At 69.7% G+C, this 21,166-nt stretch carries 25 protein-coding genes; 7 read left to right on the top strand and 18 right to left on the bottom strand.

Going from position 1 to position 21,166, the window contains the following annotated elements; all coding sequences use genetic code 11:
* Positions 1-51: 51 nt before the first annotated feature.
* Positions 52-429 carry a helix-turn-helix domain-containing protein gene (locus OG883_RS06890; RefSeq protein WP_266536375.1) on the top strand — a complete coding sequence of 126 codons (378 nt, stop codon included), beginning with the start codon at positions 52-54 and terminating at the stop codon, positions 427-429.
* On the opposite strand, the gene mutM is transcribed toward OG883_RS06890, so the two are convergent.
* The 9 genes from mutM to OG883_RS06845 all read right to left on the bottom strand — a co-directional run bounded on the left by mutM (position 402) and on the right by OG883_RS06845 (position 9,493).
* On the bottom strand, positions 402-1,262 hold the full coding sequence (mutM, locus tag OG883_RS06885) for a bifunctional DNA-formamidopyrimidine glycosylase/DNA-(apurinic or apyrimidinic site) lyase (RefSeq protein WP_266536372.1): 861 nt from the start codon (positions 1,260-1,262) through the stop codon (positions 402-404). The two genes, OG883_RS06890 and mutM, sit on opposite strands and share 28 nt — an antisense overlap.
* A gap of 133 nt (positions 1,263-1,395) precedes the next feature.
* Positions 1,396-2,277 (bottom strand): ribonuclease III, encoded by an 882-nt coding sequence (gene rnc / locus OG883_RS06880; RefSeq protein WP_266536369.1) that lies wholly within the window; start codon positions 2,275-2,277, stop codon positions 1,396-1,398.
* Between the two features lie 19 nt (positions 2,278-2,296).
* Positions 2,297-2,470: a 50S ribosomal protein L32 gene (gene rpmF / locus OG883_RS06875; RefSeq protein WP_026165248.1), complete on the bottom strand. Its 174-nt coding sequence runs from the start codon at positions 2,468-2,470 to the stop codon at positions 2,297-2,299.
* 2 nt (positions 2,471-2,472) lie between these two features.
* Positions 2,473-3,111: a DUF177 domain-containing protein gene (locus OG883_RS06870; RefSeq protein ID WP_266541311.1), complete on the bottom strand. Its 639-nt coding sequence runs from the start codon at positions 3,109-3,111 to the stop codon at positions 2,473-2,475.
* A 161-nt stretch (positions 3,112-3,272) separates the two neighbouring features.
* Positions 3,273-4,367, bottom strand: a complete 1,095-nt coding sequence (locus tag OG883_RS06865) for a cell division initiation protein (protein WP_266536367.1) — start codon at positions 4,365-4,367, stop codon at positions 3,273-3,275.
* Between the two features lie 99 nt (positions 4,368-4,466).
* Positions 4,467-4,946, bottom strand: a complete 480-nt coding sequence (gene coaD / locus OG883_RS06860; protein ID WP_266541308.1) for a pantetheine-phosphate adenylyltransferase — start codon at positions 4,944-4,946, stop codon at positions 4,467-4,469.
* Positions 4,947-4,972: 26 nt separating this feature from the next.
* The gene (rsmD, locus tag OG883_RS06855; protein WP_266536366.1) at positions 4,973-5,557 is read right to left on the bottom strand and encodes a 16S rRNA (guanine(966)-N(2))-methyltransferase RsmD; all 585 of its coding nucleotides are present in this window, start codon (positions 5,555-5,557) and stop codon (positions 4,973-4,975) included.
* 75 nt (positions 5,558-5,632) lie between these two features.
* Positions 5,633-7,816 carry an ATP-dependent DNA helicase RecG gene (gene recG, locus OG883_RS06850; RefSeq protein WP_266536364.1) on the bottom strand — a complete coding sequence of 728 codons (2,184 nt, stop codon included), beginning with the start codon at positions 7,814-7,816 and terminating at the stop codon, positions 5,633-5,635.
* Between the two features lie 69 nt (positions 7,817-7,885).
* Positions 7,886-9,493, bottom strand: coding sequence for a DAK2 domain-containing protein (locus OG883_RS06845; RefSeq protein WP_266536362.1), 1,608 nt, complete (start codon positions 9,491-9,493; stop codon positions 7,886-7,888).
* Positions 9,494-9,752: 259 nt separating this feature from the next.
* Here OG883_RS06845 and rpmB point away from each other — a divergent pair, with 259 nt between their 5' ends.
* Positions 9,753-9,938: a 50S ribosomal protein L28 gene (gene rpmB / locus OG883_RS06840; RefSeq protein WP_003957616.1), complete on the top strand. Its 186-nt coding sequence runs from the start codon at positions 9,753-9,755 to the stop codon at positions 9,936-9,938.
* Between the two features lie 103 nt (positions 9,939-10,041).
* Here the strand turns inward: rpmB and thiD are convergent, their stop codons facing one another.
* Together thiD and OG883_RS06830 are read right to left on the bottom strand one after the other, a co-directional pair.
* A complete protein-coding gene (gene thiD / locus OG883_RS06835) occupies positions 10,042-10,848 on the bottom strand; it encodes a bifunctional hydroxymethylpyrimidine kinase/phosphomethylpyrimidine kinase (protein ID WP_266536359.1) in 807 nt (268 codons plus the stop codon).
* A 10-nt stretch (positions 10,849-10,858) separates the two neighbouring features.
* The gene (locus OG883_RS06830; protein WP_266536356.1) at positions 10,859-11,830 is read right to left on the bottom strand and encodes a thiamine-phosphate kinase; all 972 of its coding nucleotides are present in this window, start codon (positions 11,828-11,830) and stop codon (positions 10,859-10,861) included.
* Between the two features lie 229 nt (positions 11,831-12,059).
* Between OG883_RS06830 and OG883_RS06825 the strand changes: the two genes are divergently transcribed.
* On the top strand, positions 12,060-12,293 hold the full coding sequence (locus tag OG883_RS06825) for an Lrp/AsnC family transcriptional regulator (protein ID WP_108152814.1): 234 nt from the start codon (positions 12,060-12,062) through the stop codon (positions 12,291-12,293).
* A gap of 20 nt (positions 12,294-12,313) precedes the next feature.
* On the top strand, positions 12,314-12,790 hold the full coding sequence (locus OG883_RS06820; protein WP_266536354.1) for a DUF3515 domain-containing protein: 477 nt from the start codon (positions 12,314-12,316) through the stop codon (positions 12,788-12,790).
* 96 nt (positions 12,791-12,886) lie between these two features.
* Here OG883_RS06820 and OG883_RS06815 read toward each other — a convergent pair whose 3' ends face one another.
* The 3 genes from OG883_RS06815 to OG883_RS06805 all read right to left on the bottom strand — a co-directional run bounded on the left by OG883_RS06815 (position 12,887) and on the right by OG883_RS06805 (position 15,870).
* Complete coding sequence (locus tag OG883_RS06815) at positions 12,887-14,044, bottom strand: D-alanine--D-alanine ligase family protein (protein WP_266536351.1); 1,158 nt, start codon at positions 14,042-14,044, stop codon at positions 12,887-12,889.
* A 66-nt stretch (positions 14,045-14,110) separates the two neighbouring features.
* Entirely contained in the window at positions 14,111-15,121 is a 1,011-nt protein-coding gene (locus tag OG883_RS06810; protein ID WP_266536348.1) for an NAD(P)H-dependent glycerol-3-phosphate dehydrogenase, read from the bottom strand.
* A complete protein-coding gene (locus tag OG883_RS06805) occupies positions 15,118-15,870 on the bottom strand; it encodes a 1-acyl-sn-glycerol-3-phosphate acyltransferase (protein WP_266536346.1) in 753 nt (250 codons plus the stop codon). The genes OG883_RS06810 and OG883_RS06805 overlap by 4 nt, the downstream gene beginning before the upstream one ends.
* A 150-nt stretch (positions 15,871-16,020) precedes the next feature.
* Here OG883_RS06805 and cofC point away from each other — a divergent pair, with 150 nt between their 5' ends.
* Both cofC and OG883_RS06795 read left to right on the top strand, forming a co-directional pair.
* A complete protein-coding gene (cofC, locus tag OG883_RS06800; RefSeq protein ID WP_266536343.1) occupies positions 16,021-16,716 on the top strand; it encodes a 2-phospho-L-lactate guanylyltransferase in 696 nt (231 codons plus the stop codon).
* Between the two features lie 9 nt (positions 16,717-16,725).
* On the top strand, positions 16,726-16,929 hold the full coding sequence (locus OG883_RS06795; RefSeq protein ID WP_266536340.1) for a hypothetical protein: 204 nt from the start codon (positions 16,726-16,728) through the stop codon (positions 16,927-16,929).
* Between the two features lie 129 nt (positions 16,930-17,058).
* Here OG883_RS06795 and OG883_RS06790 read toward each other — a convergent pair whose 3' ends face one another.
* From OG883_RS06790 to leuC, 4 genes are all read right to left on the bottom strand, one after another.
* Positions 17,059-17,715: an HU family DNA-binding protein gene (locus tag OG883_RS06790; protein ID WP_266536338.1), complete on the bottom strand. Its 657-nt coding sequence runs from the start codon at positions 17,713-17,715 to the stop codon at positions 17,059-17,061.
* A 142-nt stretch (positions 17,716-17,857) separates the two neighbouring features.
* Positions 17,858-18,085 (bottom strand): hypothetical protein, encoded by a 228-nt coding sequence (locus tag OG883_RS06785; RefSeq protein WP_215177549.1) that lies wholly within the window; start codon positions 18,083-18,085, stop codon positions 17,858-17,860.
* Positions 18,086-18,189: 104 nt separating this feature from the next.
* Positions 18,190-18,783 carry a 3-isopropylmalate dehydratase small subunit gene (gene leuD, locus OG883_RS06780; RefSeq protein ID WP_266536332.1) on the bottom strand — a complete coding sequence of 198 codons (594 nt, stop codon included), beginning with the start codon at positions 18,781-18,783 and terminating at the stop codon, positions 18,190-18,192.
* A gap of 2 nt (positions 18,784-18,785) precedes the next feature.
* Positions 18,786-20,219: a 3-isopropylmalate dehydratase large subunit gene (leuC, locus tag OG883_RS06775; RefSeq protein WP_266536329.1), complete on the bottom strand. Its 1,434-nt coding sequence runs from the start codon at positions 20,217-20,219 to the stop codon at positions 18,786-18,788.
* Positions 20,220-20,402: 183 nt separating this feature from the next.
* Here leuC and ndgR point away from each other — a divergent pair, with 183 nt between their 5' ends.
* Positions 20,403-21,116 carry an IclR family transcriptional regulator NdgR gene (gene ndgR / locus OG883_RS06770; protein ID WP_266536326.1) on the top strand — a complete coding sequence of 238 codons (714 nt, stop codon included), beginning with the start codon at positions 20,403-20,405 and terminating at the stop codon, positions 21,114-21,116.
* The last annotated feature ends 50 nt before the right edge of the window (positions 21,117-21,166 follow it).

The following is a 21,166-nucleotide window of genomic DNA, read 5'->3' as shown; positions in this document are numbered from 1 at the left end:
GGCCCTTCCCCTTTCCCTTGGAAAGCGCTGCGCGGGAGTAGGGTGACCGGTATGGACGACAGCCTCCCCTTTGATGTGTTCTCGAAGCAGTGCCCCTCGCGCGGCACGCTCGAGCATGTGACGGGGCGTTGGGGCAGCCTGACCATCGGGGCCCTGTACGAGGGGAGCCTCCGCTTCAATGAACTGCGGCGGCGCGTCGACGGCGTGAGCGAGAAGATGCTCTCCCAGACACTGCACGCGCTGGAGCGCGACGGGCTGGTGCACCGGGAGGCCCAGCCGACGAATCCGCCCCGCGTGGACTACGAACTCACCCCGCTGGGGCGCTCCGTCGCCGAGCGGCTGCTCGGGTTGATCCACCTGGTGGAAGGACGGATGCCCGAGGTGCTCGCGGCGCGGGAGCGTTACGACGAGGTCCGCGGCGGCCGCTGACAGCGCGGGCAGAAGTAGCTGGACCGGTTCATCCATGGCCGCCGGCGCATCGGCGTTCCGCAGCGACGGCACGGCTCGTCCTCGCGGCCGTACGCGTCCAACGACCGCTCGAAGTACCCCGATTCGCCGTTCACGTTGACATACAGGCTGTCGAAGCTGGTGCCGCCGACGGCGAGCGCGGCGGCCATCACCTTCCGTACATGGCCGAGGAGTTCGACCGAGCGGGGGCGGGTGAGGGTAGCGGTGGGGCGCTCGTAGTGGAGCTTCGCGCGCCAGAGCGCCTCGTCCGCGTAGATGTTCCCGACACCGCTGATCAGCGACTGGTCGAGCAGGGCGCGCTTGATCGTCGTACGGCGCAGGCGCAGTGCGGTGTGGAAGGCCGCGTCGTCGAAGGCCGGGTCGATCGGGTCGCGGGCGATGTGCGCGATGACGTCGGGGAGCCCGTCCGGGGTGTTGTCGTGGAGCGAGAGACCGCCGAAGGTGCGCTGGTCGACGAAGCGCAGCTCGGTCCCGAGGGAGTCGTCGAAGCGGATGCGGATACGCAGGTGCTTCTCGTCCTCGGCCTCCTCGGGCTGCACGAGAAGCTGTCCGCTCATTCCGAGGTGGCCGAGGATCGAGACGTCCGTGTCCGCCAGGGGCAGCCAGAGGTACTTGCCGCGGCGGCGGGCGACACCGACGCTGTGACCCTTGAGGCGGGCCGCGAAGTCCTCACCGCCCGCGAAATGACGGCGTACGGCACGCGGGTGCAGAACCTGGACCTCGGCGATCGTGCGTCCGCTGACCCAGCGCTGGAGTCCGCGCCGTACGACTTCGACCTCGGGCAGTTCGGGCACGGGGCTCCTCCCCAGGGGCTTGCGGCGACGCCCGCAGCGTACCGCCACCCGGGCGTGGGAAGGCCGTGAGGCCCCCCGCACCTGCTGGGGTGCGGGGGGCCTCACGGCGAAAACGGAAGCGTCGAGCGTCGACTCAGGCCGAGGCCCTGTCGTCCGCGGCCGCCGGTGACGAAGGGGTGTCGGCGGCCCCTTCGCCGGCAGCAGCGGCTTCAGCGACCGCGACGGCTGCCGCGGTTGCCTCTTCGGCCGCGGCCTTCGCCACAGCCGCGCGTTCGTCCGCGGCGGCACGGATCTCCCGCCACGCGGACTCCGCCGCCTGCTGTTCCGCTTCTTTCTTGCTGCGGCCGGTGCCGGTGCCGTACGAGACACCACCGACGCGGGCGGCAGCAGTGAAGGTCTTCTCGTGGTCCGGGCCGGTCTCGGTGACGAGATACTCCGGGACTCCGAGCCCCTCGGCAGCAGTCAGCTCCTGGAGGCTGGTCTTCCAGTCCAGGCCGGCGCCGAGGTTCGAGGACTTCTCGATCAGCGGGTCGAAGAGCCGGTGCACCAGCTCCGAGGCCGCGTCGAGGCCCTGGTCGAGATAGACCGCGCCGATCACCGCTTCAAGGGTGTCGGCGAGGATGGACGCCTTGTCCCGGCCACCCGTGCCTTCTTCGCCCCGGCCGAGCCGGACGAAAAGGCCGAGTTCGAGGCCACGGCCGACCTCCGCCAGCGCACGCGAATTGACCACCGCGGCCCGCAACTTGGCCAGCTGGCCTTCGGGCAGGTCGGGGTGGGTGCGATACAGCGTGTCGGTGACCACCAGGCCGAGCACCGAATCCCCGAGGAATTCGAGCCGCTCGTTGGTGGGCAGACCGCCGTTCTCGTACGCGTACGAACGGTGGGTCAGCGCACGCACCAGAAGGGCGGACTCGAGGTGGTACCCGAGCCGCCCTTCCAGAAGCGTGTGGGACGAGGCTGCGTTGACTGCGTTCACTGCGTCTGCCTGCTTCTTGGCATTGGACAGCTCAGACATCGGGCCTCTCACCAGCCGCTCAGACCTCGAGGACCTGGCGCTTGTTGTAGGTGCCGCAGCTCGGGCACGCGATGTGCTGCTGCTTCGGCTCCTGGCAACGCTCACACGAAACCAGGGTGGGGACCGCAGCCTTCCACTGCGACCGGCGGTGGCGCGTGTTGCTGCGCGACATCTTCCGCTTCGGAACAGCCACGGCTACTTCTCCTGCTTCTCGTCGACGCCCGACTCGGCGCCGCCCATGTTGTCCTTCTCGCCGTCCTGGATGGTCCCGGCGAGTCCCTGCAGTGCCGCCCAACGAATGTCGACGGCGTCGTGGTGGTGGTCCGGGTTCTCGTCCAGCCTGACTCCACATGTGGAGCACAGACCGGCACAGTCCTCCCGGCACACCGGCTGCATCGGCAGTGCGAGCACTACCGCATCGCGCAGCACGGGCTCGAGGTCGAACAGGCCGTCCTCGAGGAAGAGCATGTCCTCGTCCTCGGCGTCGTCGACAGGCTCCGCAGTGCGACTGCGGTTCCGGTCGTCGGCGTCAGGGTACGAGAACATCTCCTGGAAGTCCGCCTCAGCCTTTCGGCGCAGCGGCTCCAGACACCTTACGCACTCCCCCTCGACCGATGCACGGGCGGTGCCTGTGACAAGCACCCCGTCCATGACCGACTCGAGGCGGAGATCGAGCTCCACGGGCGAGCCCAAGGGCACGCCTATGACCCCTTCGATACCGAAGTCCTTGGGGGCCGCGACCGTGCGGGTCAGCCGCTGGAGCGCACCGGGACGCCGACCCAGCTCGTGTGTATCGAACACGAGAGGGTTGCGGTGGTCGAGGTGCGCGTTCAGGGGTTTTCCTGCTTTCGGAATCGTGGGGAGGGGCCGTCCTGCTCCGGAGTCGAAGCGGGCAGCCGGGATCGCGGAAGTACGCGCGACCGAAGAGCCAGGATACTGGACAGGCCGCCGAAGACCCAATCCGGTCCTTCCCGGCGGCTTGCCCGCCGGGTTTCTCAGCGCCCCTGCTCGTACCGGCGCAGCTGCTCGAGGTCGATCATGCTCGTGTCGAAGAGACTGGTCTCGTCGAGAGCGGCACCCTGGGGCTGGTGCTGGGGCTGCTGCGGCTGGTGCTGGGGCTGCTGCTGGTACGCGTACGGATCCTGCTGGGCGTACTGCTGCTGGTCGTAGCCCTGCTGCTGGTACGCGGCGTACGGGTCCTGCTGCTGGTAGCCGGCGTACGCCTCCTGCGGCTGGTACGCGTACGGATCAGGCTGGGCCGGAACCTGGGCAGGCATCTGCACCGGGGGGGCCTGGGCCGGGATCCGGGGCTGCTGCTCGGCCGCCTGCGGCTGGTGCTGGTGCTGCGCCTGGACCTGCGGATCGGCCAGCTCCGCGAGACCGGCCAGATAGTCGGCGTCGCTCGCGTGCTGCTGCGCACCCGCGGCGTCCTGGGCGGCCATGTGCTCGCCGAGGGCGTCACTGGTGGTCCGCCCGTGCAGCTTCTGCCGGCCTCGGCCGACCGCGTCCAGGGTCTTGGAGAGCACGGCCTCGAAGGCGCCGAGCTTGGCGTCGACGTACTCGTCCGCGCGCTGGATGAGCGTCTGCGGGTCCGCGGTGTACTCCGGGGCGTCGTCGTCGGCGTACCCCTGCTCGTCCAGACCGGGGCCGCGGCCGAGCAGCTTCTCACGGCCGCGGTCGACGGAGCCGATGGTCTTGTTGAGGACGACCTCGAAGTTGGCGAGCTTGGAGTCGACGTAGTCGTCGGCCTCGGCCCGGATCTCCTCGGCGTCGCGGCGGGCCTCGGAGAGGATCCGGTCGGCCTCGTCCTGGGACTGGCGGGCGACCTGGGTGTCCGAGATCAGCGAGCCGCGTTCGGCGTGGGCGGACGTGATGATCCGCTCGGCCTCCTGGCGGGCCTGCTCGACCAGCTGCTCGCGGCCGCCGATCAGCTCCTGGGCGTGCGCCAGCGAGCCGGGCAGGGCCTGGCGGACCTCTTCGAGCATGGCGAGCAGCTCGGCGCGGTTGACCACGCAGGAGGCCGACATGGGCATGGACCGGGCGTTCCCGACCGCCTCGACGATCTCGTCGATCTTCTTCTGGACGTCCACCGTGCGTTCGCCACTCTCTACAGCTGAATTGGAGACGGACGGGACGACTGTACGGGGAGTCGACGCCCGTCCGACAGCGGGTGACGGGCTGTCAGCTCGTCACTTCTGGGCGAGCCGCTCGGTGAGGGCACGGTGCACAACGGGAGGCAGCAGGTGGGAGACGTCCCCGCCCCAGGCGGCGACCTCCTTGACCAGGCTGGAGGAGAGGAAGCTGTAGGTGGGGTTGGTCGGGACGAAGAGGGTCTCGACTCCCGAGAGGCCGTTGTTCATCTGGGCCATCTGCAGCTCGTAGTCGAAGTCGCTGACCGCACGCAGACCCTTGACGATGGCCGGGATGTCGCGCTGCTTGCAGAAGTCGACGAGCAGGCCGTGGTGGGACTCCACCTGGACGTTTCCGTAGTCACTGGTGACCTGGCGGATCATCTCGATCCGCTCCTCCACCGTGAACAGTCCCTGCTTGGACTGGTTGATCATCACCGCGACATGTACGACGTCGTACAGCTTGGAGGCGCGGGCAATGATGTCGAGGTGTCCATTGGTGATGGGGTCGAATGACCCCGGACAGACTGCGCGGCGCAACTGTGGTCCCTCGCTCTCCGGTCCGTTCATCGTGCGTCTTCGCACGTAGAGGCGGCGCGACCGTACCAAAGCGTGCCCTCGCCGTAACGACGGGCCCGCAATGGCTCGAAACCCTGCGGCCACCCGAACTCGCCGCCTCTGGTGCTGCGCTCCACGGTGACGAGAGCATCGTCCGCGAGCCAGCCCTGAGTACGGAGTGTGAGCAGGATCTCGCGAAGATCGTCGTCGGTGACGACGTACGGAGGATCGAGAAACACCACGTCATAGGGGTCTTCGGGAGCCGGACCCGTGATGATCTGTTCCGCTTTGCCCGTGCGGACCTCCGCGCCGGGCAGCCCGAGCGCACGGACGTTCTCGCGGACGGTGCGGGCGGCGCGGGTGTCGGCCTCGACGAGGAGGGCGTGGGCCGCGCCCCGGGAGAGGGCCTCCAGGCCCACGGCTCCGGAGCCCGCGTACAGATCGGCGATGCGGATGCCGCTGAACGTGCCCAGCAGCGACTCCCAGCTGGAGAAGAGTCCCTCGCGAGCGCGGTCGGAGGTGGGGCGGGTGCCGTTGCCGGGCGGGACGGCGAGGCGGCGGCCGCCGGCCGCGCCGGCGATCACGCGGGTCATCTCAGTCCTTGTCGGTGAGCTCGATGAGCGGAGTCTGTCCCGTCAGTCTCTCAGCCCCGGGAGAGGTACTGCCTCTCAGCCCTTGTCGAGGTACTGCTCCCGCTCCTCGTCGAGCAGCGCGTCCAGTGCCGTCCGCAGCTCGGGCAGCCGCTCCAGCTCCGGGTCCTCGGCGACGATCGTCACGGCCTCCTCGCGGGCTGCCGCGATGACCTCCTCGTCCTCGATGACCGTGAGCATCCGCAGCGAGGAGCGCACACCGGACTGGGCCTGGCCGAGCACATCGCCCTCGCGGCGCTGCTCGAGGTCGATACGGGAGAGCTCGAAGCCGTCGAGCGTGGAGGCGACAGCGCCCAGCCGTGCCCGGGCGGGGCTCGCCTCGGGCATCTCGCTGACCAGCAGACACAGGCCCGGGGCCGAGCCACGGCCCACACGGCCGCGCAGCTGATGCAGCTGCGAGACGCCGAACCGGTCCGCGTCCATGATCACCATGGCGGTGGCGTTGGGGACGTTCACGCCGACCTCGATGACGGTGGTGGCGACGAGGACGTCCACAGCGCCCGCGGCGAAGCGCCGCATGACGTCGTCCTTGCCGTCCGGCGGCATCCGCCCGTGCAGGATTTCGACGCGCAGGCCCTTCAGAGGGCCTGCCGTGAGCTGTTCGGCGATCTCGATCACAGCCAGCGGGGGGCGCTTCTCGGCATCGTCCTCCGCCGACTTCTTCTTCGGCTCGTCGTCCCCGTCACCGATCCGGGGGCAGACCACATACGCCTGGTGGCCGTTCTCCACTTCCTCGCGCACGCGCTCCCAGGCGCGCGCGAGGAAGTGCGGCTTGTCCTGGGCCGGGACCACATGGCTGGCGATCGGCGAGCGGCCGGCCGGCAGCTGGTCCAGGACCGAGGTCTCCAGGTCGCCGAAGACGGTCATCGCGACCGTACGGGGAATGGGGGTGGCGGTCATGACCAGCAGATGCGGCGGCTGCTTGCCCTTGGAGCGCAGGGCGTCGCGCTGCTCCACACCGAAGCGGTGCTGCTCGTCGACCACGACCAGACCCAGATCGTGGAACTGCACCTTGTCCTCGATCAGCGCATGGGTGCCGATCACGATCCCCGCCTCGCCCGTCACCAGGTCGAGCAGCGCCTGCCGGCGCGCGGCCGCGCCCATGGAGCCGGTCAGGAGCACCACCTTGGTGGCGTGCTCGGACCCGCCGAGCATTCCCGACTCCGCGAGCTCCCCCATCATCTCGGTGACCGAGCGGTGGTGCTGCTGGGCGAGGACTTCGGTGGGCGCGAGCATCGCCGCCTGCCCGCCCGCGTCGACGACGGTGAGCATCGCCCGCAGCGCGACCATCGTCTTGCCCGATCCCACCTCGCCCTGGAGGAGACGGTGCATCGGGTGCTCGGTCGCCAGGTCGTCGAAGATCTCCTTGGTGACCTTCTGCTGGCCTTCGGTGAGGGTGAAGGGCAGCTTGGCGTCGAAGGCGTCGAGCAGGCCGCCGGCCACGGGTTTCCTTGCCACGGCGGGCAGTTGGGCGTCGGCGTACCGCCGCCGGGCGAGCGCGACCTGGAGGACGAACGCCTCGTCCCATTTGAGCCGGTCCCTTGCCTCGGCGATGTCCGCCTTCGTCCGCGGCCGGTGGATCTTGCGCAGGGCGTCGGGGAGCGTGGCGAATCCGCGGCCTTCGCGCAGCGAGGGCGGCAGCGGGTCGGCGGCCTCCCCGGCGCGCGGCAGGACCGCGTCCACCGCTTTGGCGATCTTCCAGCTCTCCAGCTGCTTGCAGGCCGGATAGATCGGGATCAGCTGGTTGGCGAAGGCGTCCACCGCGTCCTCCGCACTGGCGCCGCCCAGCGGCTCGTACGCGGGATGGGCGAGCTGCAGCTTGCGGTTGAACATCGACACCTTGCCGGCGAACATCGCGCGGCTGCCCGGCAGCAGGTCCTTGTGCGGCTTGTGGACCCCCTTGCCGAAGAACACCAGCTGCAGCCGTCCGCTGCCGTCGGTGATCGTGACCTCGAGCCGCCGGCCGCGGCCCTGGTTGAAGGTGAGGACGCGGGCGTCGGCGACCTGGGCGACGACCGTGACGTGTTCGTCCAGGGGCAGCTCGGAGAGCGAGGTGAGCTCGCCCCGCTCGGCGTAGCGCCGCGGATAGTGGTGCAGCAGATCACCGACCGTATGCAGGTCGAGGTGCTCGGCCATCACCTTCGCGGTGGCGGCACCGAGCGTCTTCTTCAGGGTTTCGTCGAGCGCGGACACGCGATCCATTGCACACCACACCACCGACAGCCGTCGCGCACCTGTGGATATCTGCTGGTCACCACCGTGCCGTGAGTCCTACTCCACGCCGATCAGCAGCGGGGCCGACTGGCGGCCACCCCGGTAGACCACGGTGTCGACCGCCAGGTGGCCGTCCCGTACATGCCTCTCCAGCCGGTCCGCGACCGCGTCCGCGTCCGTTACGTCGTCGCCCAGGACCAGCGTCACCATCTCGCCGCCCGCCGCCAGCATGCGGTCCAGCACCGTTTCCGCCGTGGCCGCCAGGTCCGTGCCGATCACCACCACGTCGCCGTCGATCAGGCCCAGTACGTCCCCGGCCTGGCAGACGCCGGCCATCGTCCACGACTGCCGTTCGGCGACGGCCAGTTCGGCGTAGCGCGTCGCACCCGCCGCCGCCGTCATGGCCACCACGTCCTCGTCGAAGCGCCGGTCCGGCTCGTGGACAGCGAGGGCCGCGATGCCCTGGACCGCCGACCGGGTCGGGATGAGAGCGACCCGTACTCCCTCCGTACGGGCCTGTTCCGCGGCCGCCGCGGCCGTGTGCCGCAACTCCGCGGAGTTCGGCAGCAGGACCACCTCGCGCGCGTGGGCGCAGCGGATCGCGTCGACCAGCTCGCCGCTGGCCGGCGGCTCCCCCGGCCGCGCCAGCACCGTCGTCGCGCCCGCTTGCGTGCACAGGCCCGCCAGACCCTCCCCGGGGACGACCACGACGACCGCCCGCTGCACCTGCTCGCGCGGCACCGCCGTCGCGGTGTCGAAGTGGGTGATACGGATCCGGTACGGCCGCCCCGCCTCGACGCCCGCCTCCACCGCCGCGCCCGCGTCGTCGACGTGCACATGGACGTTCCAGAGGCCGTCGCCGCCGACCACGACGAGCGAGTCCCCGAGTCCGTCGAGCCGGGTCCGCAGCCGGGTCACGGCCGCATCGTCCGCCTCCAGCAGGTAGATCACCTCGAAGGCGGGGCCCCCGTCGGCGCACGGCTCCACCCCGGGGCCCAGGGGCTCCGGGCGGACATGGGCCATCGCCGGTACGAGCGGGGCCTCCCCCGACACCGCCTCGACCAGCGCCCCGAGCACCATCAGCAGCCCGCGCCCGCCCGCATCCACGACCCCCGCGCGCTCGAGCACGGCGAGCTGGCCGGGTGTCGCGTCCAGTGCGGACCGCGCGCCCTCGTACGCCGCCCGTGCCGTCCCCGCCTCATCGGCCGAGGAACTCGAAGAAGTCTCCGCCGCTTCGGCCGCGGCTCCCGCCACGCTCAGGATCGTCCCCTCGACGGGATGCGCGACCGCCTCGCGTGCCAGCCCCGCGGCCCGTCGCAGCGCGCCGGCGAGGTGATCTCCCTCACCGAGCCGCTCGGCCATGCCCCGCAGGAGCTGCGCCAGGATCGTCCCGGAGTTCCCGCGGGCCCCGATCAGCGCCCCGTGCGCCATCGACCGCATCACCTCGGCGAGTGCGGGCGCGGACGATCCGGTCTCGTGCGCGGCGAAGACCGCCTCCACCGCCTGGACCGCGGACTCCACGGTCAGATAGAGGTTCGTGCCGGTGTCCCCGTCCGCGACCGGATAGACATTGATCGCGTCGATCTCCTCGCGCTCCCGGCCGAGGGCCTCCAGCGACAGTGAGCACCAGGCGCGCACCGCTGCGGCATCGAGAGTCTGCGGCACCTGGTGATCCTCCTTGAGCGGCCCGGAAGGGCCGTGGGCAGCGGGCTGCACCGCAGGGTAGACCCGGGCGGCAGCGGGCGACGGGGCGGGGCGGGGGCGGGGGAAGCCATGGTAGTTTCGTTCTACCGAAGCAGACGTTGTATGCTGCTCCGGTTGCCCGATGAAAGTCGGGCCATTCCCCCGGCAAAGCCACCAATCAGATCACTGATCCGGCGCGCCGGAATTCACTGTAAGTGCATCTGAAGTCTTTGGAGTGACCGTGGCTGCCAACTGCGACGTCTGCGGCAAGGGGCCGGGCTTCGGCAACAACATTTCGCACTCGCACCGCCGTACGTCTCGTCGCTGGAACCCGAACATCCAGCGTGTGCGTGCCGTGGTCGGTCGGACGCCGAAGCGGCTCAACGTCTGCACCTCGTGCATCAAGGCCGGCAAGGTCTCGCGCTAACGCCGACGTCTGGTCGTTGCGCAGCCCCTGCGGTTGCCTTGAAAGCCGGTCCACCTCGGTGGACCGGCTTTTTGCCGTACTCGGAAGCGATCAGCCGAAGCGATCAGCGGCGCAGGCTCTGGGAACGGAACCGCCAGGCGTGATCCACCGGGCCGATCCCGCCGCCCAGCGGGAATCCGGCCGCGATCGCCCCGGTGACGTACTCCTTGGCGGCCCTGACGGCCTCCGGGACGCCCATCCCCTGTGCCAGACCCGACGCGACCGCGGACGCAAGCGTGCAGCCCGTCCCATGGGTGTGCCGGTTGTCGTGCCTCGGTGCCCGCAGCCAGTGCTCCTCGCTGCCGTCCGTCAGCAGATCCACCGCGTCGCCCGCGAGATGCCCGCCCTTGATCAGCGCCCACCGCGGCCCGAAGCCGAGCACGGCGTCCGCGGCCCGGCGCATCCCGCTCTCGTCCTCGACCACCACTCCTGTGAGCTGGGTGACCTCGTCGAGATTGGGCGTGGCCACGGTCGCGACCGGCAGCAGCTTGGTCCGTACGGAATCGAGCGCGGACGCGGCCAGCAGGGGATCCCCGTGCTTGGAGACACCCACCGGGTCCACGACCACCGGGGCGTCCGTCCCGGCCAGCAGTTCCGCGACCGTCTCGACCAGCGGCGCGGACGCCAGCATCCCGGTTTTCACGGCCTGTACGCCGATGTCGTCGACGACGCTGCGGTACTGGGTCCGTACCGCCTCGACCGGCAGCTCCCACGCCCCCTGTACGCCCAGTGAATTCTGCGCGGTGACCGCGGTGAGCACGCTCATGCCGTGCACGCCGAGTGCCAGCATGGTCTTGAGGTCGGCCTGAATGCCCGCACCGCCGCCGGAATCGGATCCGGCGACGGTGAGGACACGTGGGGGTATCTGCATACCCCCGAATCTACTTGCCGTCCTCGATGTCCCCGAAGTGGTCCCAGCCGCTCTTGCTGGTCCACGGCGCACCGTCGACGGTCACCTGCGGCAGCGCCGACGGGTTGAGTACCTCTCCGATCACCTTCCAGCGGGCCGGCAGCTTCGCATCCGGCGGGAAGGTGGCGACGATCGCGTGGTCCTCTCCCCCGGTCAGCACCCACTGCAGCGGATCGACGCCGACCGCCTGGCCGATGTCGTTCATCTGGCTGGGGATGTCGATCAGGCCGGACCGCAGGTCGATACGGACCTTGCTGGCGTCCGCGATGTGCCCGAGGTCGGCGACGAGTCCGTCGCTGACATCCGTCATGGCGGTGGCGCCGAGCCCGGCCGCCGCGGGGCCCGCGTGGTACGGCGGCTCGGGCCGCCGGTGCGCCTCCACGAAGGCGCGCGGCGAGCGGAAACCGCGCGAGAGCACCGCGTGCCCGGCCGCCGACCAGCCCAACCAGCCGGTGTACGCGACGACATCGCCGGGCTGGGCACCGGAGCGGGTCACCGGCTCGTGGTTGCGCAGATCCCCGAGCGCGGTGATCGCGATCGTGATCACGTCTCCGCGTACGACATCGCCGCCGACCACCGCCGCGCCCGCGACCTGGCACTCGTCCCGGATGCCGTCCATCAGCTCGGTGGCCCAGGTGACCGGGAGTTCGGCCGGGACGACCAGACCGAGCAGCAGCGCGGTCGGAACCGCGCCCATCGCCGCGATATCGGCCAGATTCTGTGCGGCCGCCTTGCGTCCCACGTCGTACGCCGTCGACCAGTCGCGGCGGAAGTGCCGCCCCTCCAGCAGGAGGTCCGTACTCGCCACGACCCTGCGGTCGGGTGCGGCCACGACCGCGGCGTCGTCGCCGGGCCCGAGCCGTACAGCGGGGGTGGAGGTGAGCCGGGAGGTGAGCTCCCTGATGAGCCCGAACTCCCCCAACTCGCCCACAGTGCCCTTCACCGAGTCTCACCTCTCCGTCGTCCTGCCGGAACCCCCGGCAGAGCTGCTTGCTTGCGGTCGCGGGCCGTCTTCGCCGTAGGTACCGTCAAGAGATACGTCAACTTCCGCTTTCCGTACGCCACGCTGCGGGCGTCACCCGGCGCGCGGGTCTCCCCGCGGCCCGCGGCGACGCGATACCGTGGCGTCTCTTCTCCCCCCACATGATCCTCGTGGCCGCCCTGGAGGTTCCGTGGTACAGGCGTACATCCTCATCCAGACCGAAGTGGGCAAGGCGTCGACCGTCGCCGAGACCATCGGCAAGATTCCGGGAGTGATTCAGGCCGAGGACGTAACCGGCCCCTATGACGTGATTGTGCGCGCCCAGGCCGAGACGGTCGACGATCTCGGTCGCATGGTGGTCGCCAAAGTCCAGCAAGTGGACGGCATCACCCGCACCCTGACCTGCCCGGTCGTGCACCTGTAGCCCCCGTCTACGCTTGGCCGGTGACGTCTTCCCGCCGCCGGCCCTTCTTCCTGTCCGCCGCCGCCGTTGTGCTGTTGGCTGCCGCGGGCTGTTCCTCCACGGACGCACCGGCATCGATCACGGTTCCCAGCGCTTCGCCGGAGGAAGCCGCCTTGTGCCGTGCGCTGCACGAGGAGCTGCCCGATTCCGTCGCCGGAATGGACCGCAAGGACCCCGAACCGGCTTCCGAACTCACCGCCGGCTGGGGCGATGCCGCGATCGTACTGCGCTGCGGCGTCCCCCGGCCGGAGAAGATGAACGACCCCGAGGCAGACGGGGTGACGGTGGGCGGCGTCGACTATCTGCTGGAGCAGCAGGACGACGGGTCGTTCCGCTTCACCACGACCTACCGGAAGGCGTACGTCGAGGTGACGCTCACCAAGAAGTACGCCTCCGACGTCACCCCGCTGATCCCGCTGGGCGCACCGATCAAGAAGACCGTGCCGGCCAGCCTTTGACCCCCGCCGCGGTCCGGCCCGGCACCGCCCTGCCCGGTGACGTGTGGGGGAAGTCCCGCCTGCCCTGCGGGCGGACGGCTACTTCCCCGACATGCCCTAGCGCAGTCCGGTCGTGCGGCGCAGCGCCGCCTGGATCAGCATGTCCACCAGCTCCGGGTAGCTGACCCCGCTCTCCTGCCACATCCGCGGGTACATGGAGATCGGCGTGAAGCCCGGCATGGTGTTGATCTCGTTGATCACGAACTCGCCGTCCTCGGTGAGGAAGAAGTCGGCGCGGACCAGCCCCTCGCAGGACGCGGCATCGAACGCCTCGACCGCGAGCCGGCGCACCTCGGCGGTCTGCTCGTCGGTCAGCGGCGCGGGCACAAGACCGGCCGCCGAGTCGATGTACTTGGCCTCGAAGTCGTAGAACTCGTGCGAGGAGACCGGCGGGATCTCGGCCGGCACGCTGGCGCGCGGGCCGTCCTCGAACTCCAGCACCCCGCACTCGATCTCGCGGCCACGCAGCAGCGACTCCACCAGGATCTTGGGGTCGTGGCGCTGTGCCTCCTCGATCGCCGCGTCCAGTCCGGAGAGGTCGTCGACCTTGGTGATGCCGATCGACGACCCGGCGCGGGCCGGCTTCACGAAGAGCGGCCAGCCGTGGTCGCCCGCGAAGTCGATGATCTTCTTGCGGGCCGCGGAGGCGTCCTTCTCCCACTCCCGGGGGCGGATCACCAGGTACGGGCCGACGGGCAGGCCGAAGGAGATGAAGACCCGCTTCATGTACTCCTTGTCCTGGCCGACGGCCGAGGCGAGGACGCCGGAGCCGACGTACGGGACGCCGGAGAGCTCCAGCAGTCCCTGGAGGGTGCCGTCCTCGCCGTACGGACCGTGCAGTACCGGGAAGACGACGTCGACCTCGCCGAGCGCCTTGGGCACGGAGCCGGGCTCGCTGTAGACGACTTCGCGGCTGCCAGGATCGACGGAGAGCACCACTCCGCCCTGGGCGGACTCGGCCAGCTGCTCGACGCTCGGCGTCTTGCGGTCGGCGATGGTCATCCGGTCCGGCTCGTCGGCGGTGAGCGCCCACCGGCCGTCCGTCGTGATGCCGATCGGCAGTACGTCGTACTTCGTACGGTCGATGGACCGCATCACGGCGCCGGCGGTGACCACGGAGATCCCGTGTTCGGAGCTGCGACCGCCGAAGACGACGGCTACGCGCGGCTTGCGGAGCTGCTGCTCAGGGCTCTGGGGGAGGTTCTCGCTGCTCATATCGCGATGAGACTACCCGCTTGGGGGGTGCGGGGGGATTCCCCCCACAGGGCTCAGCCGGACAAGTCAGCGGCGCTCGGGCTTCGCGGCACGCGACATCAGCTCCTTGAGGGCGACCACCGGCGGCTTGCCCTCGTGGACGATGCCGACGACCATCTCGGTGATGGGCATGTCGACGCCGTGCCTGCGCGCCAGATCCAGCACCGATTCACAGGACTTGACGCCCTCGGCGGTCTGCTTGGTGACCGCGATGGTCTCCTGGAGCGTCATCCCGCGCCCGAGGTTGGTGCCGAAGGTGTGGTTGCGGGAGAGCGGCGAGGAGCAGGTCGCGACCAGATCGCCCAGTCCGGCGAGGCCGGAGAAGGTCAGCGGGTCGGCGCCCATGGCGAGGCCGAGGCGGGTGGTCTCGGCCAGACCGCGGGTGATCAGCGAGCCCTTGGCGTTGTCGCCGAGGCCCATGCCGTCCGCGATGCCGACGGCCAGCCCGATGACGTTCTTGACGGCGCCGCCCAGTTCGCAGCCGACGACGTCGGTGTTGGTGTACGGGCGGAAGTACGGGGTGTGGCAGGCGGCCTGAAGCCGCTGGGCGACGGCTTCGTCGCGGCAGGCGACCACGGCCGCGGCCGGCCGGCGCTGGGCGATCTCCTTGGCGAGATTGGGGCCTGTGACGACGGCGACGCGCTCGGCGGGGACCTCGGCGACCTCTTCGATGACCTCGCTCATCCGCTTGGCGGTGCCGAGTTCGACGCCCTTCATCAGCGAGACGAGGACGGTGCCGGCCGGTAGCTTGGGCGCCCATTCCGCGAGGTTGCCGCGCAGGGTCTGCGAGGGAACGGCGAGGACCGTGAAGTCGGCACCGTGCAGGGCCTCGGCCGGGTCGGTGGTGGCCCGGATCGTGCCGGGAAGCTCAATTCCCGGCAGATAGTCGGGGTTGGTACGGGTGCTGTTGACGGCCTCGACGAGTTCGGCGCGGCGGCCCCAGAGGGTCACCTCGCAGCCCGCGTCCGCGAGCACCATGCCGAACGCCGTGCCCCATGAGCCCGTTCCGAAGACGGCTGCCTTTACGGGGTGTGTCACTTGGTTCCCTCCCCCGCGGCCTTGCGCCGCTGTTCTTCACGTGCCCTGCGGTGGTCGAACGGCTCGGGCGGCGCCGGTTCGCCGCGTACCTCCTCGAGCAGCGCGGTGATCGCGGCCATGATGGCCTCGGTCACCTCGCGCAGCACCTCGGGGGTGGGCTCGAGTCCGTGGAACCGGACGAGGTCGACCGGGGGTCCGGCCTGTACCTGAAGCGTCTTACGGGGGAAGAACCGGAATTTGTTCTCCTTGGCGTACGGCGGCATCGCCAGGTTGGCGCCCCACTGCGCGATGGGGATGACCGGGGCCTTGGTCATCAGCGCGACGCGTGCCACACCGGTCTTGCCGGCCATGGGCCACACATCCGGGTCGCGGGTGAGGGTGCCTTCCGGATAGAAGGCGACGCATTCGCCGCGCTCGACGGCGTCCACGGCAGCGCGGAAGGCGTCCAGTGCGTTGGTGGTCTCGCGGTACACGGGAATCTGTCCGGTGCCCCGCAGGATCATCCCCACAAAAGGGACGTCGAAGAGGGCGGCCTTGGCCAGCAGCCGCGGCACTCGTCCGGTGTTGTACTGGAAGTGTCCGTAGGAAAGCGGGTCCAGATACGAGTTGTGATTGACCGCGGTGATGAATCCGCCGTCGGCCGGAATGTTTTCCATTCCCCGCCAGTCCCGCTTGAACAGAACCAACAGCGGCGGTTTAGCGATGACCGCCGCCAGGCGGTACCAGAAGCCGATTCTACGGCGGGACACTCGGACACCTTCCTCTATGACCGGGCACTTGCCTGGCTGCTGGGGGTCAAGTGTCGCCCCAGGCCCCTGGTCTGTCGAGAACACCGTACGCCCCGGCCCGAGGCCCGGACCGCCGGATCATCGAGTGCTCAGGTGACAATGGGGCACCAAATGCGCATGGACGGAGAGCTCGCCACGAACACCGACCCAATGGCCCCGTGGTCCCTGGTCGTCCCGCTGAAGCCCCTCTTACTGGCCAAGAGCAGGCTCGCGGCTGCCGCGGACGGCATTCTGCGGCCGCATCTCGCTCTCGCCTTCGCCCAGGACACCGTGGCCGCGGCGCTGGCCTGCCCGGCCGTGCGAGATGTGGCAGTCGTCACGGACGATCCGGCGGCAGCGGCCGAGCTCGCCGCACTGGGGGCGCGGATCGTGCCGGACACCCCGGCGGCCGGGCTCAACGCGGCCCTGTCCTACGGAGCGGAGGCGGTGCGCGCGGTGCGCCCCGGCGCGGCGGTCGCCGCGCTCAACGCCGATCTGCCCGCATTGCGCCCCGAAGAATTGGCGCGGGTACTGGCGGGAGCTTCGGTATTTCCCCGGGCATTTCTGACGGATGCGGCAGGAATCGGCACCACATTGCTCTCGGCCGCTTCCGGCATGGAATTGCGCCCCGCATTCGGCGGGCAGTCGCGGCGTCGGCATTCGGCGTCGGGGGCTGCGGAAATCCTGCTCGACGGCGTCGATTCGGTGCGGCAGGACGTGGACACCGGGGACGATCTGGAGGCGGCGCTCATGCTGGGCGTGGGGCCGCGCACCGCGGAGCGCTGGGAGGCCGGCGCCCACGCCTTGGACGGATCACGGGACGGATAGGCTGCGGACATGCAGGCGACCTCGTACACGTACGACTCCGAGACCCGCAGCGGCAGCGTCCTTCTCGACGACGGGACCCCGGTTCCGTTCGATGCGGCGGCTTTCGACGCGGGCGGGCTGCTGCTGCTGAGGCCCGGCCAGCGGGTCCGTATCGAGACCGAGGGCGAGGGCAGTTCCCTGCGCATCACGCTAGTGACGCTGCAGACCCTCTAGGCGCCGCGCACGCGCCGTACACGCAGTACGGCATGCCGCACACGCAGTACACCCAGAACACGCCGCGGGCCGGGCTCCCCCTGAGGGAGCCCGGCCCGGCGCGTGAGTGGCCCTGTGACCCTGTGCCGCTTACTTCTTCCTGGCGACGGTCTTCTTGGCGGTGATCTTTCGCGCCGTGGCCTTCTTGGCGGGCGCCTTCTTCGCCGTGGCCTTCTTGGCAGGGGCGGTCTTCTTGGCGGTGGCCTTCTTGGCGGTGGTCTTCTTCGCCGTGGCCTTCTTGGCGGTGGCGGCCTTGGTGGCCGGAGTCGCCTTCTTGGCAGTGGTCTTCTTGGCGGTGGTCTTCTTCGCCGTCGTCTTCTTGGCGGCGGTGACCTTCTTCGCCGTGGCCTTCTTGGCGGCGGTGACCTTCTTGGCCGCGGCCTTCTTGACCGTCGTACGGGTGGAAGCACCGCCCGAGAGGCTGCCCTTAGGAGCCTTCTTGACGGAGACCTCGCCACCCCTGGGGAGCTTCTTCGAGCCGCTCACCAGGTCCTTGAAGCCCTGTCCCGCACGGAAGCGCGGAACGGACGTCTTCTTGACCCGTACGCGCTCACCCGTCTGCGGGTTGCGGGCGTAACGGGCGGGGCGGTCGACCTTCTCGAACGAGCCGAAGCCGGTGACCGAAACCCGGTCTCCTCCGACAACTGCCCGGACGATCGCGTCAAGTACCGCGTCGACAGCCTCAGCGGCCTGCTGGCGGCCGCCGACCTTGTCGGCAATCGCTTCTACGAGCTGCGCCTTGTTCACGTCTTCCCCTTCGGAGACATTGCCGGAACGAATGCGTCCAGGCTTTTTCGCACGTTAGGCAGATATATACCGCAAATCAAACACGAAACGGGCTAATCACCCTAGTGCCGCAACGAAGTCGACCGTCGCGGAACTGTGGGTGTCAGTCGCCTTCAGGGAATCGGCCCTCGTCGAGGTCCTTCATCAAGCGGTCCAGACGCCTTGCCGCATCCGGGAGATCGTGCTTCGCCGCGGCCGTGACGACCAGCAGCTTCCGGGACAGCGCCATCCTTACGCCCTCCGGGACTTGCAGTTCACGCACCCTTGTGTGCGCTTCCTTCAATCGGGCGGCGACTGCCTCGTAAAGCTCGAGTTGGCTGTCGCGTTCCATGCACCGATTGTGCCATCTGGGGCGAGTTGTCGCCCGACGGGGTCTCAACAAGCGTCTGCGCCCCCCACCGGGCGGTGGGGGGCGCAGTACGGGAAAAGCGCTGCTCAGGCCTCAATTGTACGGGGCTTGAAGGCCGGTCGGGACGCCTCGTAAGCCGCGATGTCGGCTTCGTTCTGAAGGGTGAGGCTGATGTCGTCCAGCCCGTTCAGCAACCTCCAGCGGGCGTTCTCGTCAAGGTCGAAGTCAGCCGTGATTCCTTCGGCCAGAACCTGACGCTTCTCCAAGTCGACCGTGACGTCGGCGGTCGGGTCGGCCTCGGTCAGCTCCCAGAGCGCGTCCACGACCTTCTGGTCCAGAACCACCGTCAGCAGGCCGTTCTTGAGCGAGTTGCCGCGGAAGATGTCGGCGAACCGCGAGGAGATGACGGCCTTGAAACCGTAGTTCTGCAGGGCCCAGACGGCGTGTTCACGGGAGGAGCCGGTGCCGAAGTCGGGACCGGCCACCAGGACCGAGGCGCCCTGCCGTTCCGGCTGGTTGAGAACGAAGGACGAGTCCTTGCGCCAGGCCTCGAAGAGGCCGTCCTCGAAGCCGTCGCGGGTGACCTTCTTCAGCCAGTGGGCCGGGATGATCTGGTCGGTGTCGACGTTGCTGCGGCGCAGCGGTACGGCCCGGCCGGTGTGTGCGGTGAAGGCTTCCATGGTTATCGCGCTCCAGCGGGCGTACGGGCGTCGGCGTCGGACAGATCGGCGGGCGAGGCCAGATGGCCCAGTACCGCGGTGGCGGCGGCGACCTGGGGCGAGACCAGATGGGTGCGTCCGCCCTTGCCCTGCCTGCCCTCGAAGTTGCGGTTGGAGGTGGACGCGGAACGCTCGCCGGGGGCCAGTTGGTCGGGGTTCATGCCCAGACACATCGAGCAGCCCGCGTGCCGCCATTCGGCGCCGGCGGTGGTGAAGACCTTGTCCAGGCCCTCCTCGACTGCCTGCAGGGCGACCCGTACGGACCCGGGGACGACCAGCATCCGTACGCCGTCGGCGACTTTGCGGCCCTCCACGATGGCTGCCGCGTTGCGCAGGTCCTCGATGCGGCCGTTGGTGCAGGAGCCTACGAAGACGGTGTCGACCTTGATGTCTCGCAGCGCCTGTCCGGCGGTCAACCCCATGTATTCCAGGGCCTTTTCGGCGGCGTGCCGCTCCGAAGCGTCCTCGTACGAAGCCGGATCGGGGACGTTGGCCGACAGGGGCGCGCCCTGGCCGGGGTTGGTGCCCCAGGTGACGAACGGCGCCAGTTCGCGGGCGTCGATGAACACCTCGGCGTCGAAGACGGCGTCGTCGTCGGTGTGCAGCGTCTGCCAGTACGCGACGGCCTCGTCCCACTCCGCACCCTTGGGGGCGTGGTCACGGCCCTGCAGGTAGTCGAAGGTGGTCTTGTCCGGGGCGATCATTCCGGCCCGGGCGCCCGCCTCGATCGACATGTTGCAGATGGTCATCCGGGCCTCCATCGAGAGCTTCTCGATGGCGGAACCGCGGTATTCCAGGATGTATCCCTGGCCGCCGCCGGTGCCGATCCTGGCGATGATGGCCAGGATCAGGTCCTTGGCGGTGACGCTGTCGGGCAGCTCACCCTCGACCGTGATGGCCATGGTCTTGGGACGGGCCAGCGGCAGCGTCTGGGTGGCCAGCACATGCTCGACCTGGGAGGTGCCGATACCGAACGCCAGGGCACCGAAAGCACCGTGGGTGGAGGTGTGGGAGTCACCGCAGACCACTGTCGTACCGGGCTGGGTCAGGCCCAGCTGCGGGCCCACCACGTGGACGACACCCTGCTCGACGTCGCCCAGCGGGTGCAGACGTACGCCGAAGTCGGCGCAGTTCTTGCGCAGCGTCTCCAACTGGGCGCGGGACACCGGGTCCGCGATCGGCTTGTCGATGTCGATCGTGGGGGTGTTGTGGTCCTCGGTGGCGATGGTGAGGTCGAGGCGCCGCACGGGACGGGCATTCTGCCGCAGGCCGTCGAATGCCTGGGGGCTGGTCACCTCGTGCAGCAGGTGCAGATCGATGAAGAGCAGGTCGGGCTCGCCCTCGGCGCGCCGGACGACATGGTCGTCCCAGACCTTCTCCGCGAGTGTCCTACCCATCGCTTTCCCTCCGGCCGGCATCTTGTGCCGGCGCTTCTTAGAGATGTGGTGCGCCCTCGTCCGTACCCCACGCGACGGACGCCGGCCGCGAACCCGTTGGTCCGCGGGCTCGCATCTCCAGCCTGACGCCTTCCACGGAAAATTGAACTTGCGTTTCACAGTGTGAGACGCGAATATCGTTGCATGGACAACTCTAGCGGCGTCGGCGTTCTCGACAAGGCAGCTCTGGTACTGAGCGCACTGGAGTCCGGTCCGGCCACCCTCGCCGGGCTGGTCGCGGCGACAGGGCTCGCACGACCCACGGCACACCGTCTTGCCGTGGCACTGGAACACCACCGGATGGTGGCGAGGGACATGCAGGGGCGGTTCATTCTCGGCCCGCGGCTGTCGGAGCTGGCCGCGGCGGCGGGTGAGGACCGGCTGCTGGCCACGGCCGGGCCCGTGCTCACGCATCTGCGCGATGTGACCGGCGAGAGCGCGCAGCTCTACCGCCGGCAGGGAGACATGCGGATCTGCGTGGCGGCGGCGGAACGGCTGTCCGGACTGCGGGACACCGTGCCGGTCGGCTCCACCCTGACCATGAAGGCGGGCTCCTCGGCCCAGATCCTGATGGCCTGGGAGGAGCCGGAGCGCCTGCACCGCGGACTGCAGGGCGCCCGATTCACGGCGACGGCCCTGTCGGGCGTACGGCGCCGGGGCTGGGCCCAGTCGATCGGCGAGCGCGAGCCGGGTGTGGCCTCCGTCTCCGCGCCCGTACGCGGCCCCTCCAACCGTGTGGTCGCCGCCGTCTCGGTCTCCGGACCGATCGAGCGTCTGACCCGGCACCCGGGCCGTATGCACGCGCAGGCGGTCATCGACGCCGCCGGGCGCCTGAGCGAGGCCCTGCGCCGCGGCTGAGGCGCACGCCCTTCGGGCGGGCCCTCATCGCCGGAGGGGGCCGGGAATCC

The organism is Streptomyces sp. NBC_01142 (genome assembly GCF_026341125.1).
Taxonomy (GTDB): Bacteria; Actinomycetota; Actinomycetes; order Streptomycetales; family Streptomycetaceae; genus Streptomyces.
Note: the sequence above shows the minus strand (reverse complement) of the source record. Positions and strands in the feature narration are given on the sequence as shown.

Coding starts and splice junctions, on each gene's coding strand:
- rnc (WP_266536369.1), bottom strand. CDS start 2,277: ATGTCTGAGCTGTCCAATGCCAAGAAGCAGGCAGACGCAGTGAACGCA.
- OG883_RS06785 (WP_215177549.1), bottom strand. CDS start 18,085: ATGGAACGCGACAGCCAACTCGAGCTTTACGAGGCAGTCGCCGCCCGA.
- thiD (WP_266536359.1), bottom strand. CDS start 10,848: ATGCAGATACCCCCACGTGTCCTCACCGTCGCCGGATCCGATTCCGGC.
- OG883_RS06815 (WP_266536351.1), bottom strand. CDS start 14,044: ATGAGCAGCGAGAACCTCCCCCAGAGCCCTGAGCAGCAGCTCCGCAAG.
- OG883_RS06795 (WP_266536340.1), top strand. CDS start 16,726: ATGCAGGCGACCTCGTACACGTACGACTCCGAGACCCGCAGCGGCAGC.
- recG (WP_266536364.1), bottom strand. CDS start 7,816: ATGGATCGCGTGTCCGCGCTCGACGAAACCCTGAAGAAGACGCTCGGT.
- ndgR (WP_266536326.1), top strand. CDS start 20,403: ATGGACAACTCTAGCGGCGTCGGCGTTCTCGACAAGGCAGCTCTGGTA.
- OG883_RS06890 (WP_266536375.1), top strand. CDS start 52: ATGGACGACAGCCTCCCCTTTGATGTGTTCTCGAAGCAGTGCCCCTCG.
- rsmD (WP_266536366.1), bottom strand. CDS start 5,557: ATGACCCGCGTGATCGCCGGCGCGGCCGGCGGCCGCCGCCTCGCCGTC.
- leuC (WP_266536329.1), bottom strand. CDS start 20,219: ATGGGTAGGACACTCGCGGAGAAGGTCTGGGACGACCATGTCGTCCGG.
- cofC (WP_266536343.1), top strand. CDS start 16,021: ATGCGCATGGACGGAGAGCTCGCCACGAACACCGACCCAATGGCCCCG.
- leuD (WP_266536332.1), bottom strand. CDS start 18,783: ATGGAAGCCTTCACCGCACACACCGGCCGGGCCGTACCGCTGCGCCGC.